At 46.3% G+C, this 15,097-nt stretch carries 17 protein-coding genes and 1 riboswitch; of the genes, 3 read left to right on the top strand and 14 right to left on the bottom strand.

Translation table 11 applies throughout. The features are described from left to right. Positions 1-64: 64 nt before the first annotated feature. The 8 genes from proA to MKX71_RS07100 form a co-directional block, all read right to left on the bottom strand. Positions 65-1,312: a glutamate-5-semialdehyde dehydrogenase gene (gene proA, locus MKX71_RS07135; RefSeq protein ID WP_014476586.1), complete on the bottom strand. Its 1,248-nt coding sequence runs from the start codon at positions 1,310-1,312 to the stop codon at positions 65-67. Between the two features lie 11 nt (positions 1,313-1,323). Continuing rightward, entirely contained in the window at positions 1,324-2,421 is a 1,098-nt protein-coding gene (gene proB / locus MKX71_RS07130; protein ID WP_014479591.1) for a glutamate 5-kinase, read from the bottom strand. A 350-nt stretch (positions 2,422-2,771) separates the two neighbouring features. Then, on the bottom strand, positions 2,772-3,674 hold the full coding sequence (gene purU, locus MKX71_RS07125) for a formyltetrahydrofolate deformylase (RefSeq protein WP_256683392.1): 903 nt from the start codon (positions 3,672-3,674) through the stop codon (positions 2,772-2,774). Positions 3,675-3,744: 70 nt separating this feature from the next. Further along, entirely contained in the window at positions 3,745-4,062 is a 318-nt protein-coding gene (gene ykkD, locus MKX71_RS07120; protein ID WP_015252242.1) for a multidrug efflux SMR transporter subunit YkkD, read from the bottom strand. Then, a complete protein-coding gene (ykkC, locus tag MKX71_RS07115; protein WP_003232583.1) occupies positions 4,062-4,400 on the bottom strand; it encodes a multidrug efflux SMR transporter subunit YkkC in 339 nt (112 codons plus the stop codon). Before ykkC ends, ykkD begins: the two co-directional genes overlap by 1 nt. Positions 4,401-4,477: 77 nt before the next feature. Continuing rightward, positions 4,478-4,589: riboswitch (guanidine-I (ykkC/yxkD leader) on the bottom strand. 32 nt (positions 4,590-4,621) lie between these two features. Further along, positions 4,622-5,140, bottom strand: coding sequence for a GNAT family N-acetyltransferase (locus MKX71_RS07110; protein ID WP_015252243.1), 519 nt, complete (start codon positions 5,138-5,140; stop codon positions 4,622-4,624). Continuing rightward, positions 5,130-5,657 carry a DinB family protein gene (locus MKX71_RS07105; RefSeq protein ID WP_042974327.1) on the bottom strand — a complete coding sequence of 176 codons (528 nt, stop codon included), beginning with the start codon at positions 5,655-5,657 and terminating at the stop codon, positions 5,130-5,132. Before MKX71_RS07105 ends, MKX71_RS07110 begins: the two co-directional genes overlap by 11 nt. A 91-nt stretch (positions 5,658-5,748) precedes the next feature. Next, entirely contained in the window at positions 5,749-6,480 is a 732-nt protein-coding gene (locus MKX71_RS07100) for a DUF421 domain-containing protein (RefSeq protein WP_015715759.1), read from the bottom strand. A gap of 144 nt (positions 6,481-6,624) precedes the next feature. Between MKX71_RS07100 and MKX71_RS07095 the strand changes: the two genes are divergently transcribed. Next, entirely contained in the window at positions 6,625-6,849 is a 225-nt protein-coding gene (locus tag MKX71_RS07095) for a hypothetical protein (protein ID WP_015252245.1), read from the top strand. Between the two features lie 76 nt (positions 6,850-6,925). Here the strand turns inward: MKX71_RS07095 and hmpA are convergent, their stop codons facing one another. Beyond that, positions 6,926-8,125 (bottom strand): NO-inducible flavohemoprotein, encoded by a 1,200-nt coding sequence (gene hmpA / locus MKX71_RS07090; RefSeq protein ID WP_003245238.1) that lies wholly within the window; start codon positions 8,123-8,125, stop codon positions 6,926-6,928. Positions 8,126-8,363: 238 nt separating this feature from the next. Beyond that, positions 8,364-8,882: an acyl-CoA thioesterase gene (locus MKX71_RS07085; RefSeq protein WP_003244690.1), complete on the bottom strand. Its 519-nt coding sequence runs from the start codon at positions 8,880-8,882 to the stop codon at positions 8,364-8,366. Between the two features lie 159 nt (positions 8,883-9,041). Between MKX71_RS07085 and MKX71_RS07080 the strand changes: the two genes are divergently transcribed. Both MKX71_RS07080 and pgl read left to right on the top strand, forming a co-directional pair. Then, a complete protein-coding gene (locus MKX71_RS07080; RefSeq protein ID WP_088325714.1) occupies positions 9,042-9,902 on the top strand; it encodes a dimethylarginine dimethylaminohydrolase family protein in 861 nt (286 codons plus the stop codon). Positions 9,903-9,991: 89 nt separating this feature from the next. Further along, positions 9,992-11,041, top strand: coding sequence for a 6-phosphogluconolactonase (gene pgl / locus MKX71_RS07075; RefSeq protein WP_327842744.1), 1,050 nt, complete (start codon positions 9,992-9,994; stop codon positions 11,039-11,041). A gap of 42 nt (positions 11,042-11,083) precedes the next feature. Here the strand turns inward: pgl and MKX71_RS07070 are convergent, their stop codons facing one another. From MKX71_RS07070 to MKX71_RS07055, 4 genes are read right to left on the bottom strand one after another with little or no spacing between them, the layout of a single operon-like run. Then, a complete protein-coding gene (locus MKX71_RS07070) occupies positions 11,084-12,073 on the bottom strand; it encodes an oligopeptide/dipeptide ABC transporter ATP-binding protein (RefSeq protein WP_003232600.1) in 990 nt (329 codons plus the stop codon). Between the two features lie 12 nt (positions 12,074-12,085). Beyond that, positions 12,086-12,976 carry a gamma-D-glutamyl-L-lysine dipeptidyl-peptidase gene (gene eepC / locus MKX71_RS07065; RefSeq protein WP_033884970.1) on the bottom strand — a complete coding sequence of 297 codons (891 nt, stop codon included), beginning with the start codon at positions 12,974-12,976 and terminating at the stop codon, positions 12,086-12,088. Further along, positions 12,973-14,073, bottom strand: a complete 1,101-nt coding sequence (gene ykfB, locus MKX71_RS07060; RefSeq protein WP_033884969.1) for an L-Ala-D/L-Glu epimerase — start codon at positions 14,071-14,073, stop codon at positions 12,973-12,975. Before ykfB ends, eepC begins: the two co-directional genes overlap by 4 nt. Continuing rightward, the gene (locus MKX71_RS07055; protein ID WP_033884967.1) at positions 14,070-15,029 is read right to left on the bottom strand and encodes an LD-carboxypeptidase; all 960 of its coding nucleotides are present in this window, start codon (positions 15,027-15,029) and stop codon (positions 14,070-14,072) included. Before MKX71_RS07055 ends, ykfB begins: the two co-directional genes overlap by 4 nt. Positions 15,030-15,097 lie beyond the last annotated feature (68 nt).

Raw genomic sequence — 15,097 nt, 5'->3', positions numbered from 1 at the left:
ATTTTTCGCGTATAAAAAAGCTTATCTCGTAATGAGATAAGCTTTTTCATTGAACATTACCCCGCTATTCACGGATTTGCCCAGTTCCTTTAATGATGTATTTTGTAGAAGTCAGTGCAGGAAGCCCCATCGGTCCTCTTGCATGAAGCTTTTGCGTGCTGATACCGATTTCGGCTCCGTAGCCGAATTCAAAGCCGTCGGTAAAGCGGGTTGACGCGTTATGATAGACCGCGGCAGCATCGACAGCCGTTTGAAAATATGCCGCGTTTTTGTCATTTTCAGTTAAAATCGCTTCTGAATGATTGGTGCCGTATTGTTGGATATGCTTCACAGCTTCTTGGACGTTTTCAACCGTCTTTACACTGAGGACAGGCGCTAAAAATTCGGTTTCCCAATCTTCTTTTGATGCTTGTTTGCTTGAAGGATGAAGTTCACACACCAATTCATCACCGCGAATTTCAACTCCCGCGTTTTCCAGCTGGTCCAGCAATTCTTTCCCGTGCTGTCTTGCCCAAGCCTTGTGAATCAGCAATGATTCAATCGCGTTGCATACGGAAGGGCGTTGCGTTTTGGCATTTACGACAACCTTTTCTGCCATTTGCGGTTTGGCTGTTTCGTCAATGAATATGTGGCAGTTTCCTGCTCCCGTTTCTAATACAGGAACTGTTGATTCTCTGACAACGAGATCAATCAGTTTCTTGCCTCCGCGCGGAATCAATACGTCTAAGCCATCATTTAACGTAAAGAGCTCTTTTGCTGTCTCTCTGCTCGTATCCTCAATCAGCTGCACAGCGTGAATCGGAAGCGCTGATTGCTCAAGTGCTCTGTGAATGACACTGACGAGCGCTTTGTTGCTGTGGATGGCTGAGGAGCTTCCCCGCAGCACAACCGCGTTCCCTGTCTTCAGGCAAAGGGTAGCCGCATCAACTGTGACGTTTGGCCTCGCCTCATAAATCATTCCTACGACACCGAGCGGCACACGGATTTTTTCAATAAACAGGCCGTTTTCTTTTTCAATCGTTTCAAGAGAGTCGCCGATTGGGTCCGCTAAGTCGATTAAGAGCTCCACCGCGTCCGCGATATCGCGTATCCGTTTCTCATCCAATGTGAGACGGTCAATGATGTCCGGTGTTAAACCATTCTCTTTTCCATTCTCAATGTCTTTTGCATTCTCCGCCAAGAGAAAATCCAGTTCTTTACGGAGTCCGTTTGCAATGAGGCTGAGCGCCTCATCCTTCTCGGCTGTTGTTTTCATGATCATTTCGGCTGCTGCTTCTTTCGCCAGCTTCGCTTTTACAGAAACTTCACTCATTTTTCCGCCTCCTAGTCTTTTACATTGACCCAGTCATTCCTATGAATAACCTCAAACGTTTTCTCAAAATCAAGTTCGTCACTGCGTTTGCCCTTGGCCTCCATAATCTCCTCAGAGGAGTAATGGGTTTGGCCTTTGCCGATCACGCCGCCCGGTCCCCTGACTTCCACGACCGCCCCTTTCGGAAAGCTTCCGTTCACGCCCACAACGCCAGCGGGCAAAAGGCTGCTTCCATTATGGATCATCGCCTCCTCGGCACCCGCATCAATGATAATTTCTCCCGATATCGGCGAGTGGAACTGAATCCACTGCCTTGTGTTGTTAACCGAAGATAGTTCTTTGTCTCCGATATAAGTGCCGTCTCCCCTGCCGTCCAAAATGTCCGCAAGTTTTTGCTCTCCGCTGCCAGTTCCAATGAATACTTTCACTCCCAGAGACAACGCGGTTTGTGCGGCTAACAGCTTTGATTTCATTCCGCCGGTTCCGACCTTTGATCCGGCTGAACCTGCATATCCAAGCAATTCAGGCGTGATCTCCGGCAAATAATCAAATCGTTTCGCCTCAGGATTTTCATTTGGATTGGCATCATACAGTCCGTTAATGTCGGTGAGAATCATGAGCTGGTCTGCGTGAATCAATCCGCTGACTAACGCAGAAAGCATATCATTATCTCCGAATGTCAATTCTTCAACAGATGTAGAATCGTTCTCGTTGATAATCGGAATGACGCCGCGCTCTAATAATTCCATTATCGTAGCATACGCGTTTCGATACCGTTCTCTTTTCGAAAAATCATTTCTCGTTAAAAGGATTTGTCCCGGAGTTAATGAGTATTGTTTAAATTGATTCATATATTGCTGCATTAACAGTGTTTGTCCGACCGCGGCCGCCGCCTGTTTTCCTTTGATGGTAACGGGACGGGACGGATAACCGAGGCTGGAAAACCCCGCCGCTACGGCACCCGAGGTAATCAGAATCATTTCATGCCCCGCTTTTTTTAACACGGAAATCGCCTGAACATGCTCTCTGATTTTTGCCTCATCAATGCTTCCTTTGCTATTTGTGAGCGAACTGCTTCCTATTTTCACTACTATTCTTTGTTTTTTCATTTATTCTCCTCCGCGGCTCTTCTACAATAAAAAAACCCATTTCATCCTGATTCATAAGGACGAAATGGGTTTCCGTGGTACCACCTTGATTGAACGCGCTTGTGCACGCTCCGCTCTCCTGTAACGCCAGGTTATGCGCCTAGGTTTTCCCCCTAGGACTCCAAGGCAGGTTCGGCAGGTTTCATGCGGCAAAATGTTTCAGCGATTCATTTTGCTCTCTGTCACAGAAAGATCTGCTTACTAATCCTCTTCAACGCTCAATGATTTTTTTATATTATGCAAAGAAAAAAGACACTTGTCAAGGTTTTTTGTCATCAAAAATAGCCCGCTTTGCGCGGGCCTCTTTCAGTCTAGTTAAAGACGATTGTTTTATTTTCATGAACGATGACACGGTCTTCCAAATGCCATTTCACAGCACGGGCAAGCACGCTGCGTTCAATTGTTCTTCCGATGTTTTTCAGCGCTTCCGCATTATCGCGGTGGTCCACACGCTCAATATCCTGTTCAATGATCGGTCCTTCATCAAGATCGTTTGTCACATAATGAGATGTCGCACCGATCAGTTTCACGCCGCGCTCGTAGGCCCGTTTGTACGGATTCGCACCGATAAAAGCTGGCAGGAATGAATGGTGGATATTGATGATGCGATTCGGATGAGCCGAAACAAAATCAGGAGTTAGAATCTGCATATAGCGTGCGAGCACGATGACATCAACATCGTACTGCTCCAGCAGTTCAAGCTGCTTCTTTTCGACTTCCGCTCTGATGTCTTTGTTCGCTTTCATATAGTGGAATGGAATGTTCAGGCGCTCAACCAGCTCTCTCGCTTCCTCATGGTTACTGATGACAACAGCGATCTCCGCCATCAGGTTGCCGGTTTGCCATTCCCAAATCAGCTCATGCAGGCAATGGAGCTCCTTTGAAACGAAAATGGCGACACGCTTCAGTTCGCTCGCCAAAGTTAAGCTCCATGTCATGTCGAATTTATCCGCTACAGAGGCAAACGCCTCCTGAAGTGATGTTTTTTTCTCACGAATGCCTGCGCAGTCGAATTCGATTCTCAGGAAGAACCGGCCGCCTTCAGGGTCTGTCGTATATTGATTTGATTCTATAATATTGGCACCGTGTTCAAATAAAAACGCGGAAACTGCAGAGACGATACCCGGCTGATCGGGGCAGCTGACCAAGAGCCGCCCTTTATCCTCATTTCCGTCACGGTATTCGTCCAACCGCTGAGTCATATATGATTTCATGAATAATCCCTCTTATCTTTGTAAGTCTAAACTATTTATCCATTATACTGAAGATTTGATAAAAATCAATTTATGACAGAATTTTTAAACCAACTGCTGAGCATAAAATCAACGCGATAAAGAAGATCCGTTTGGCGTCTTTCTGCTCCTTGTAAAAGAGGATGCCGATAAGCGCCCCGCCGGCGGTGCCAATTCCTGTCCAGACCGCGTAAGCCGTTCCCATCGGAATGGTTTCCATTGCGTACGACAGCAAGGAAAATGAAGCGGCAAAACCAACAATGATCAACAGCACCCATTTCACGCTTTTTTCTTTCGCATATTGATTCATAAGGGCCACGCCGGCCATTTCTAAACAGCCCGCGCACAGTAAACTGATCCAGTGCAGCATTATGCCTCGCCTCCTTTTTCCTCTGTCTCATCCTGTGTCACAAGCTTCAACCCGATTACACCGATTAAGAGCACGCCAATTAACAATAGCTTCGGCCATCCAACCGGTTCATGAAAGAGAACGATTTCACTAAGTACTGTTCCCGCTGTGCCGAGCCCGGTAAAGACGGCATACACGGTACCAACAGGCAGACTGTGAGTCGCCTTCATTAGAAGGTAAAAGCTGAATATGATGCCGATGGCAGTGCCGCTCCATGTTAAGGCTGAGTCAGCGTGCTTTAAGCCTATCACCCAAACAACCTCGAAAACAGCGGCAAGCACGACCAATCCCCATTTCATTTTGAGTCATTCCTTTCTATCTATTAAGATTCTCCGAAAACAAAAAAACCCCGGACAGTCGTCTCACATGAGATTGACTCTCCCGGGCTTTTTTCCCTCCGTGTGCATACGCGCTTCTATTTACGCGTATGTGTTTTCTCTCGGACCAGTCCATGTCAATTGACATGCGGAACCCTAGAAAACTTTACATGATATCATGATACTAAACTCAGCTCTATCTTTCAATTGTAAGATTTTCTTTCATATACCGCGATCGGTTTATTCCATTTTCTGATCGTTTTGCTGTAATGCATGCCGATTTTCTCCGCTACCCGTATGGACGCTTTGTTACCCGGATCAATCAAAGCCGTCATTTTGCCGAACTGCCGCTCGTTAAAGCCATAGTCCAGACAGGCCCGAGCCGCTTCTTGCGCATAGCCGTTCCCCCAGTGGCGGCGGGCAAACATATAGCCAATTTCCATTACGGTTTGATTTTCGATCTGCTGGGGAACGATGCCGCATTGCCCCAAAAACTCCCCTGTCCGCTTATCTTCGGCGATCCACAGACTAACGCCGTACCCTTTTTCATTTCGCTGGTTCCAATTGACCCACTCGCGGGTTTGCCTCTTATCTTTTAAACCGGAATAATATGTCATGACATCAGGATCATTAAAAAGCAGCCCAAACAAAGTGGCTTGATCCCGATCTTCCATACAGCGCAAACGAATTCGATCAGTCACAAGCTTCGTTTTAGCATTCATACTTCGCCACATCCTGCTCCCATTCTTTTTTGAGAGCTTCAATATGTGCCTGATGATAGCGGTTATGATCTGCCATATGCCAAATTCCCCATCGTATCGTCGCGGTGTCACCTTCGAAGGAAAGCGGCTGGTTCAAAGCATTTTCAGTTAAAGTGAAGCATACCGATTTCAGCTCGTCTACTACATGCTGATGTCTTTTCAGGAGTTCATCTAAGTCTGGCTGATTCACCGGTTCAGGCAGCCGTCCGCTTTCATCTGTCATCGGGCCGTATGCCTGTTCAATATGGTCCGGTATCCGATTTTCCTTGATACGCCAGACCCATCTGATATCAACATTTGTGATATGGTGCAAAAGCTGAGCCGTGCTGTTTTTTGTTTGGCAGCGCCCCTTATAGTAAAGTTCACTGTGTGTCATATGGCTTACGATGGAAGCCAGACGGAGACTGTTTTCTTCCACTGCGGAATACAGCAAACTGACCGTTGGCGCCATATCGTTTCTTATGGATAAGTCCTTCATGTTCAGTTCCCCTCCTAACTAGGTACATTTGACACCAAACAAAAATTCCCTTTAAAAAAGAAAAAAGCTCTCATTACAAGAGAGAGCCATCTTAATTGTTATTTCCCGGTTTATATAAGTAAGGATCATGCTGCGGTTCATTAGCGGTATTTAAATCAAGGGATATATCACCGCGTGCATTCATCGTGCCAAGGGTAATCGAAGACAGCAGTTTGGGGCTGTACCCTTTTTCCTCAAGCTTCTCAAACAGCCAGGATCGGTTTTTTTGGAGATATTTCAAATTATGATCAAGGATTTCGCCATCCAGTATGAGCGGAATCGGGATAAAATTCCGTTCAGCTTCCATATTCAAATCCCGCACCTGCACCGCTCTCGCTTCCTCTTTCGGGATGACGCTTACTTCTCCCGTTTCTTCAATGATAGCAAGATCAATGTCAGCCGGGTCGGCATAGCCCTTTTCCCTCAGCTTTCCGAGCAGTTCATTAACAGTCAGCCTTTCTTTACGAAGGCCGCGTTCATCAATATCCCCGTTTCGGATTAGGACAGTCGGGCTCACGACCAGGAGCCATCGCCATTTATTAGATAAAGAGAGCTTGCTCATGATAAGATAAAGCACCAAAAAAGCACCCGCATAATAAATTGACATCGGCAGCTTGGATGTAAGGATCGGCTCACTGATAATGGTTCCGATTGCGAAGGTCAAAAGCAGGTCAAAATTGTTCATTTGTGACACAGCTTTTTTACCGGCAAGCCGAAACAAAATATATGCAATCGAAAATACGATAACTGGCTTCAGTAAAAATACCCATACCATCCATAACACCGATCTTTACCTCCATCCGCTGGTCATATTGAGCCTATTGTGCCCCGTGGCAGGCCCTCTATGCATCAGTGTCTAGGCGAACGTGCATATCGCCTGAACATAACATAATAGAAAGTGACACCGATTGGAGGCGCAATACGCAATATGAAAAATCAGAAGTCGAATACCCTTTGGCCCTTTGATCTGCCATTGGCTCCCCAACCCGAGGGCTACCAGCAGCAAACAATCGACAGGCTGGCCGGTTTGGAGCTAAGGATGGAGCAACTAATTAGAGCGATTGAGGTAAACAATGAATTGCTGAGAACAATGCAAGAACAGCAAAACCGTGTATGCACAAATGGCGGCGGGTCTGTGATTGTCCGGATGTAGAAACCGGCGCTTGTCTGCCTTCTTATATCTCAATAAAAAACTCTTCTCTGAAAGGAGAAGAGTTTCATGTATGTGTTCAAACGGACTGCGCCAAACTTAATTGCGGGCCGAATAGCTCGTAATGGATAGACTCCGGCGCTGATCCGAGCTCTGATACAAGCTTATGCATTGCCGTAATAAACGACGGTGAACCGCAAATATAGTAATCCGCATCTGTGTTGGCAATCAGTTCTTTGAGGAATTGCTGATCAATCTGTCCTTCATGAAAATGCAGATCACCTGCACGGTCTTCCTCTGTCGGCTCGCGATACACAAATGCTGTTTTAACAGCAGAATGTTTTGCTGCTTCTTCTACTTCATGGCGCAATGCATGATATTCACTGTTTTTCGCCGCATGAATGAACAGAATTTGCCGTTCAGGCTGTTTGGAAACAGATGTTTTCAGCATGCTGATCATTGGTGTAATGCCAACTCCGGCACTGATCAAAACGAGATCTTTTTGTGATGCATGATCTAAAACAAAGTCCCCTGCCGGTGCGCTGATCTCTATTGAATCTCCCTCCTGCAGCCCATCGTGTAAGTAGGAAGACACGACACCATCTTTCTTCACTGAAATTCGATAATAGTCTTTTCCCGGCATATCAGACAGGCTGTACTGGCGGATATGCGTATATTCAGAATCAGGAATCCGCACTTTGATGCTGATATATTGCCCTGCTTGGAATTCAGGTAACGGCTTGCTGTCTTCCGGTTTCAAATAGAAGGATGTAATTTCTTTGCTTTCCCGCTCTTTTTTTGCGATAACGAATGGCTTATACTCCTTCCAGCCGCCGGCTTGCTCTTCAGCCTGTTCATACATGTCTTTTTCAATTCCGATGAACGCGTCAGCAATGACTCCGTACGCTTTTTCCCATGCCTGCATAATGTCAGGAGTTGCAGCGTCTCCCAATACATCTTTAATCGCAATCAGCAAATATTTACCGACGATTGGGTAGTGCTCAGGCTTAATTCCGATACTGCGGTGCTTGTGGCCGATTTGTTTGACAACCGGAATGATGTTTCCTAATTGGTCAATGTTTGCCGCAGCTGCAATAACGGCATTTGCCAGTGCAGTTCGCTGTGTTTTTTTCTTTTGGTTTGTTTGATTAAAAATGTTCAAAAGCTCTGGATGGTCTTGAAACATCCGATCGTAAAAACGGCCAGTGATTGTTTCTCCATGCTGTTGCAATACGGGTACAGTGCTTTTAATAATTTCGATTGTTTTGTTATCTAACATTTTATAAACAATCCTTTCGAAAAGATGTATTTAAAATATATCTTTAAAATACATGATCTTACAAATAAAAGATATATCTAAAATGAATCTTTAATAAAGTTGTCACAAAATTATCAATTTAACATGACATTTGTTGCTTTTTTATAGAATCCCCTAGCAAAAACGGACTAACCATTGTAATAATCACCATTGAAAAGTACAAAAAAACCCAAAACAACTTATGTTTTGGGTTTAACGTTCACCAAGGCTTATCAGTTCCGAGCGCATTTGCAAGCGCCTGGCTGTGTCTCTTGCGGTTCTTACGTTCATTAGCACGCTGTACAGCTGTATTATGCAGCATGATTTCTTCTTCTGTTTCCGGTACAACTCTCGGTACAGGCACCGGCTTGCCATTTGAATCTAATGCGACAAATGTCAAAAAGGATGTGGCAGCGAGTTCCCGTTCGCCAGTCATCAAATGTTCTTTAATGACTTTCACAAATACTTCCATAGAAGATGTGCCGACCCATGTCACATAGGACTCTAGGCAGACAGAATCCTTTTGCCCGATCGGCTTTAAAAAATCTACAGAATCCATTGAAGCTGTTACCGTTTCACGTCTGCAATGGCGCGCCGCTGAAATAGAGGCAATGTCGTCTATGTAGCTCATTAATTTTCCGCCAAACAGCGTATTATGGTTGTTCGTGTCAAGCGGGAACACCCTGCTGGTTTTCACAACCTTTGACTCTTTACAAAATCTTGTTTCCGGTGTTTCCATACCTTTCTCCCCTTTGATGTCTGATCTTTTAGCTAAATGCACTTATATTCTCCTATTAAACAATATTCTCTTCCATTTGTCTAAAATTTAAAATGGTTTAATGATTTTCATGATGAGGGAATAATAAATGTATTCTTCACACTTTAGGAGGAAAAACAAATGGACGTATCCATCCCGAAATCTCAGCACAAAACGACATGCCGAACGGAATACGGCACACTTCAGAAAGTGATCTTATGCAAACCTGAGCACATGACCATAAAAGATGTTATAAACGAAACACAAAAACATTTTGAAGATGACAATATTCATGTAAAAACCGCTAACGACCAGCACAGCCGCTTAGTGGAGGCACTTAGGTCACACAACGTTGAGGTCGTCCTTTTGCCCGTTCGCGACGGACTACCAGAGCAGGTTTTTACTAGGGACATAGGATTTGTCATCGGAGAAAAAGCCTTTCTGTCAAGCATGACTGAACCGATTCGCCAAGGAGAAGAAGCCGTTATAAAAGATTTTTTTCACAGCCAAGGTATCTCTTACACCCGCATGCTTGATACGAGTATTGAAGGCGGAGACGTCATTATCGATGATGACATTGTCTATGTCGGAATCAGCCAGCGCACCGACATTTCAGCTATCGGCCAGCTGGAAGAGGCACTTCCTGAATATACGATCGTTCCAGTGAAGCTTCATGAAAAATTTTTGCATTTGGACTGCGTATTTAACATTGTATCTGAAAGCGAAGCGTTAATTTATCCACAGGCCATTGAGCCAGATGCAGCCGATATGCTGGCAAAACGTTATGATCTTATTGAGGTGCCCGAGGACGAACAATTTACGCTTGGCACCAACGTCCTTTCAATCGGAAAAAAAACGATCATCAGTCTCCCGGGCAATCGCCATGTCAATCAACAGCTATCGAAAAGAGGCTATCACATTATCGAAATTGACCTGTCAGAAATTATTAAATCAGGCGGCTCCTTCAGGTGCTGCACAATGCCGCTGATTCGAGGCGAATGAAGAATCTTCCCCTTTTTCATGTTTTGAACAGCTTATTTTATCAAGATACGTTAATATAGAGGTGACATCATTTTTAAGGGGGAAATCGCATGACAAAATACATAGGATATGTGGGAACATATACAAAAGGCGGAAGCGAAGGAATTTATTCATTTGAGCTTGATACTGAGAAAAAAGCACTCACCGAGCCAAAGCTGGCCGCTAAGCTGGGCAACCCGACATATGTGGCGCCGAATAAAAACAACACCATCCTTTATTCCATCGAAAAAGCAGACGGCCAAGGCGGAGTTGCTGCCTATCAAATCGATAAAAACAGCGGCGAATTGACATTTCTGAATCATCAGTTAATTGATGGCCCTTCGCCATGCCACGTAAGCGTTGATGATCAAAATCAATTCGTACTGACTGCCAATTATCACAGCGGGAAGGTACACGTTTTTCCGGTTCAGGAAGACGGCAGCTTGCAATCACCTGTTTCAGAGGCCGCTCACACAGGAAAAGGGCCGCACGAAAGACAAGAAAAACCGCATACACACTACGCGGGGTTCACACCTGAACACAATTATGTAGTAGCGGTTGATTTAGGTATAGATAAGCTCTACACCTATAAGCTGAAAGACGGCGTGTTGACTGAATCCGGAAGCCATTCCTTCGCTCCCGGTGCAGGACCTCGCCATATCGCTTTTCATCCGAAAGAAAAATACGCTTATGTCATGACAGAATTAAGCAATGAAGTGATTGCGCTTGAATACAACCCGACAGCCGGCGAATTTAGAGAAATCCAAGTCGTTTCTGCCATCCCTGATGATTTTACAGATAACAGCCAGGGAAGCGCAATACATGTCACGCAGGACGGACGTTTTGTTTATGTCGCAAACCGCGGCCATGACAGTATCGCCGTATTTGAAGTGAATCAATATTCAGGAGAGCTGGCTTTCGTAGAAAGAGTGTCGACAGAAGGAAACTGGCCTCGTGACTTTGTATTTGACCCAACGGAAGGGTTCCTCGTTGCTTCAAATGAAGAAACAGGCAACCTTGTCTTGTTTGAAAGAGACAAAGAAACCGGCCGATTGACACTCCTCCCATCAACGGTTTCTGTCCCTTACCCGGTTTGTGTAAAGTTTTTACATCAAGTATAAACAAATGGAGTGGCTCTAGTAAAAAGGAGCCACTCTTTTTATTTATCTTACTTTTTCCTTCGTTTCAGCATTTCGATACAAATGGCAAGCGACAAAACGGCCGGGTTCGATTTCTTGAAGCTGGGGACGAGATTCTCCACATTCAGGCATCGCCTCCGGACAGCGGGTACGAAACACGCAGCCGCTTGGCGGATTGACCGGGCTCGGCAGCTCCCCTTTCAAGAGAATACGCTCACGCTTGTCCTCCAATTCAGGATCTGGAATCGGAATCGAGGACAAAAGCGCCTTTGTATAGGGATGGAGCGGTTCACGATACAAGGTGCCGCTCTCTGTAATTTCCATCATGTGTCCTAAGTACATAACACCGATCCTGTCACTGATATGCTTCACCATCGAAAGATCATGGGCAATGAATAAAAACGTAAGCCCTTTCTCTTTTTGAAGCCGCTTCAGCAGGTTGACCACCTGCGCTTGAACAGAGACATCAAGTGCAGAAATCGGTTCGTCCGCCACGATAAATTCAGGATTCAGCGACAGTGCTCTCGCAATCCCGATTCTTTGCCTTTGCCCGCCGCTGAATTCATGCGGATAACGGCTGCCAAAATCGGGATGAAGCCCAACTGCCTCAAGCAGCTCGTCCACGACGAGAAGCCGCGCTTTATGAGTATTGTAGAGATTGTGAATCTCCATCGGCTCCAAAATAATTTCTCGAACGGTCATGCGCGGGTTAAGTGAAGCATAAGGGTCCTGAAAAATCATCTGCAGTTTGCGGTTGAAGGCAAACTGCTCTTTTTCACTTAGTGCATGAAGATTTGTGCCGCGGTATGTCACGCTTCCTTCTGTCGGCTGATAAAGGCGCATCAGCACTCTCCCCAAGGTTGATTTCCCGCACCCTGATTCCCCAACTAGCCCGAACGTTTCTCCTTCACGAATCTGAAAGGTGACCCCGTCGACGGCTTTGACTGTCCGCTTTTTCCCTGCGTCAAAATGCATTTTCAGCTGGCTGACCTCTAACAAAGGCAGTGGCGTCATTTGTCTCCCTCCTTATTCTGAAAAACAGCGGCGCACCGCACAAAGTTCTTTTTCATAGATTGTGTCTTTTAATGTAAGGATTTCGATTGATTTTCCTGTCTTTGGAGAATGAAGCATTTTCCCGCCGCCTACATACAGACCGACGTGATGAATCGCTCCTTTTCCTTCCTCATAAGCAAAAAACAGCAGGTCACCGGCTTTCATATCATCAAGCGGGACACCCTTCCCCGCCTTAGCCTGATCTCCCGCATCACGGGGGATGCTATATCCATTTGCCTTAAATATACTGTACATAAATCCGGAGCAATCAAACCCAAACCCGCTGATCCCTCCCCATAGGTAGGGAAGGCCAAGGAAAAACGCACCCGTTTGAATGATGTCTTCAGCAGTCCCTTTCTGTTTGCTGACAGGCACTGCATCACTTTGCTTCACAAACCTTTCTCCCAAAACAGTCGAAACCTTAAAATATCCTTTTTCTTTTGCAATGAAGGGGAGAACCGTCAAAAAGCTTAATTCGGTCTCCTTTTCCCCATTGCTTCTGTACAAAAAGGCAGCAGGTTTGCTGATCATCACATCGTGTTGTGTATGGATGGGCTTTGTTTTTTCCAGCTGGTTCTTTTTCATCCAGCCTGGGTATCCGCGCGGATCCTTTCGGGATGGCTGGCTAGGCACGATCACAGAAACCCATTCCCCCTGTTCCGCCGTCACAAGTACCTTTTCGCCAAAGAGAACCTGAGTTTGGATTACATTGTCTGTACATAATCCAAGCCGTTCATCATACGTCATGCGCTCCAGCCAGTCTCTGATCATTACAGTCGGTTGAAGCATGAATTGATCAGACGGACGCGGTGAATCAGGCGCTGTCCAGATGTTGGCCACTGCTGATATGACAGTGTGCATCATTGCTTTTTTTCCCCTTTCAAAAGCGCAGCCCCGGTGATTCCGAGGCCCGGTTTGCCAGGCATCGAAATCGTGCTGCCGCGATATGTTATGCCGCCATTGAATACATCTGTTTTCAGCATCAGCGGCGCGTCAAAATCAAAGCGTGTGATGTTTCTCTTGCTTGCCGCAAAATGCGCCGCGGCAGTAATGCCCAGCTTCGTTTCGATCATGCTGCCGACCATACACTCCACCCCGCAGGCCTCCGCCATTGCATTAATTTTCTCTGCTCCGCTGATGCCGCCCGCTTTCATCAATTTAATATTGATCAAGTCTGCGCTCCGGGTTTGCAGAACTTCGAACGCCTGGCGCGGTGTAAAAACACTTTCATCAGCCATAATCGGCGTATCTGTTGCATCTGTCACCTTTTTAAGCCCAGCGAGATCATCTTTATGGACAGGCTGCTCGACAAGCTCAATGCCTAGGCCCGCATCCTCCATTTTCCGAATGGCAGTTACCGCTTCCTTCGGCGTCCACCCCTGATTAGCGTCTAAACGCAGTTTCACAGCTGATCCGACACGTTTTCTGATTTCCTGGATACGGGCGATATCTGTTGCAATATCATCTTTTCCGACCTTTATTTTCAGCGTTTGGAAGCCTTGTTTGAGATAATTCTCGGCATCAGCTGCCATCTCTTCAGGTGAGTTGACACTGACGGTATAATCTGTTTCCAGCGTATCTCGATATCCGCCAAGCATTTGATAAAGCGGCAGCCCGCACATCTGCGCCCAGCCGTCGTATAGCGCCATTTCTACAGCAGCCTTCGCGCTCATATTTCCTGTAAGAAGATGCTGGATGTCGTGCAGAATGGCCTCATAGCCCGCCAGGCTTTTTCCAAGCAATGCCGGCTTCAACACATGGTGGATGGCACTTTCAATGCTATCCATGCTGTCTCCTGTAATCACTAACGTCGGGGGTGCTTCTCCCCATCCGACTGCACCGCTGTCATAAGTAATCCTTACTATGACTGATTCAGCCGTATACACAGTGCGAAGTGCGGTTTTAAACGGCTTTGTCAGCGGGACAGCGATTCGGCTTGTTTCGATTCGAATGATTTTCATGTCTTCAGCGCCCCTTCTGAAACGCCCGCCTCTATTACGACTGTTTTTTCTGCTGTATTCATAGCAGCTTTCGCACCGATCGGAACGGCAATACTTGGCGAGCAGTGGCCGATTTTAAATCCTCTCAGAGCAGGCCTGCCCGCAGAAATAATATAGTCTTCCAGCACCTGCTCAAGCGAGAGAGACTTCTCTCGCTTCACCGGGACACAATTGTGAAAATCACAAACTAGAATTCCCGCCGCGTCCGTCAGCTTCCCCGCCATTTTCAGCTGATTCAGCATCCGGTCGATTTGATAAGGCTCCTCGTCAATATCTTCAATAAACAGAAGCTTTCCTCTCGTATCAATTTCAAATGGCGTGCCCAGTGTAGACGTCAGCAAAGACAGATTTCCCCCGACAAGCTCGCCTTCCGCTTTTCCAGGAACAAGCTCGGTCAGCGGAGAAAGCTCTTCTGTATAGGTGAATTCCGTCTCATGGAAGAGCTGCTTATATGACGCTTTTGTCAGCGGGTGAACGTCGTCAAGGCCAATATCCGTGCTGAGCATCGGGCCATGGAAAGTGACAAGACCTGTGTTTTGATGAATGGCAGTATGTAAAAACGTAATATCGCTGTATCCCCAAAAGATTTTAGGGTGTTTGCGGATCAAGCTGAAATCAATGCCCGCGGCGATACGTCCTGTCCCAAAACCCCCGCATGCGCACAACACTGCTTTTACCTCATCGTCTCTGAACATCTCATGGAGATCCGCCAGCCGCTCATCATCCTGTCCCGCTAAATAGCCGTGCTGGTTTTTCAGCGCCTTGCCCAACTTCACCTGAAGACCGAGCTCTTCTAAAAATAAAAGCGCGGTGTCAAGCTTTTTTGGATCCGGCGGACTTGCGGGCGCGATCACTCCGACTGTATCACCCTTTTTCAGCGCTTTCGGCTTGTGGTTCAACGAAAACACTCCTTTCATTTGCTCTGCACCCTACGTATACGTGCAAGAAAGAGAAAAAATACCGCTCCTTCGCATAAAGAAGCAGT

It is taken from the genome of Bacillus sp. FSL M8-0071 (genome assembly GCF_037975455.1).
Taxonomy (GTDB): Bacteria; Bacillota; Bacilli; order Bacillales; family Bacillaceae; genus Bacillus; species Bacillus subtilis.
Note: the sequence above shows the minus strand (reverse complement) of the source record. Positions and strands in the feature narration are given on the sequence as shown.

Bases quoted from the DNA above. Each gene is read 5' to 3' on its own strand.
- proA (WP_014476586.1), bottom strand. From the start codon at position 1,312: ATGAGTGAAGTTTCTGTAAAAGCGAAGCTGGCGAAAGAAGCAGCAGCC.
- proB (WP_014479591.1), bottom strand. From the start codon at position 2,421: ATGAAAAAACAAAGAATAGTAGTGAAAATAGGAAGCAGTTCGCTCACA.
- purU (WP_256683392.1), bottom strand. From the start codon at position 3,674: ATGAAATCATATATGACTCAGCGGTTGGACGAATACCGTGACGGAAAT.
- ykkD (WP_015252242.1), bottom strand. From the start codon at position 4,062: ATGCTGCACTGGATCAGTTTACTGTGCGCGGGCTGTTTAGAAATGGCC.
- ykkC (WP_003232583.1), bottom strand. From the start codon at position 4,400: ATGAAATGGGGATTGGTCGTGCTTGCCGCTGTTTTCGAGGTTGTTTGG.
- MKX71_RS07110 (WP_015252243.1), bottom strand. From the start codon at position 5,140: ATGAATGCTAAAACGAAGCTTGTGACTGATCGAATTCGTTTGCGCTGT.
- MKX71_RS07105 (WP_042974327.1), bottom strand. From the start codon at position 5,657: ATGAAGGACTTATCCATAAGAAACGATATGGCGCCAACGGTCAGTTTG.
- MKX71_RS07095 (WP_015252245.1), top strand. From the start codon at position 6,625: ATGAAAAATCAGAAGTCGAATACCCTTTGGCCCTTTGATCTGCCATTG.
- hmpA (WP_003245238.1), bottom strand. From the start codon at position 8,125: ATGTTAGATAACAAAACAATCGAAATTATTAAAAGCACTGTACCCGTA.
- MKX71_RS07085 (WP_003244690.1), bottom strand. From the start codon at position 8,882: ATGGAAACACCGGAAACAAGATTTTGTAAAGAGTCAAAGGTTGTGAAA.
- MKX71_RS07080 (WP_088325714.1), top strand. From the start codon at position 9,042: ATGGACGTATCCATCCCGAAATCTCAGCACAAAACGACATGCCGAACG.
- pgl (WP_327842744.1), top strand. From the start codon at position 9,992: ATGACAAAATACATAGGATATGTGGGAACATATACAAAAGGCGGAAGC.
- MKX71_RS07070 (WP_003232600.1), bottom strand. From the start codon at position 12,073: ATGACGCCACTGCCTTTGTTAGAGGTCAGCCAGCTGAAAATGCATTTT.
- eepC (WP_033884970.1), bottom strand. From the start codon at position 12,976: ATGATGCACACTGTCATATCAGCAGTGGCCAACATCTGGACAGCGCCT.
- ykfB (WP_033884969.1), bottom strand. From the start codon at position 14,073: ATGAAAATCATTCGAATCGAAACAAGCCGAATCGCTGTCCCGCTGACA.
- MKX71_RS07055 (WP_033884967.1), bottom strand. From the start codon at position 15,029: ATGAAAGGAGTGTTTTCGTTGAACCACAAGCCGAAAGCGCTGAAAAAG.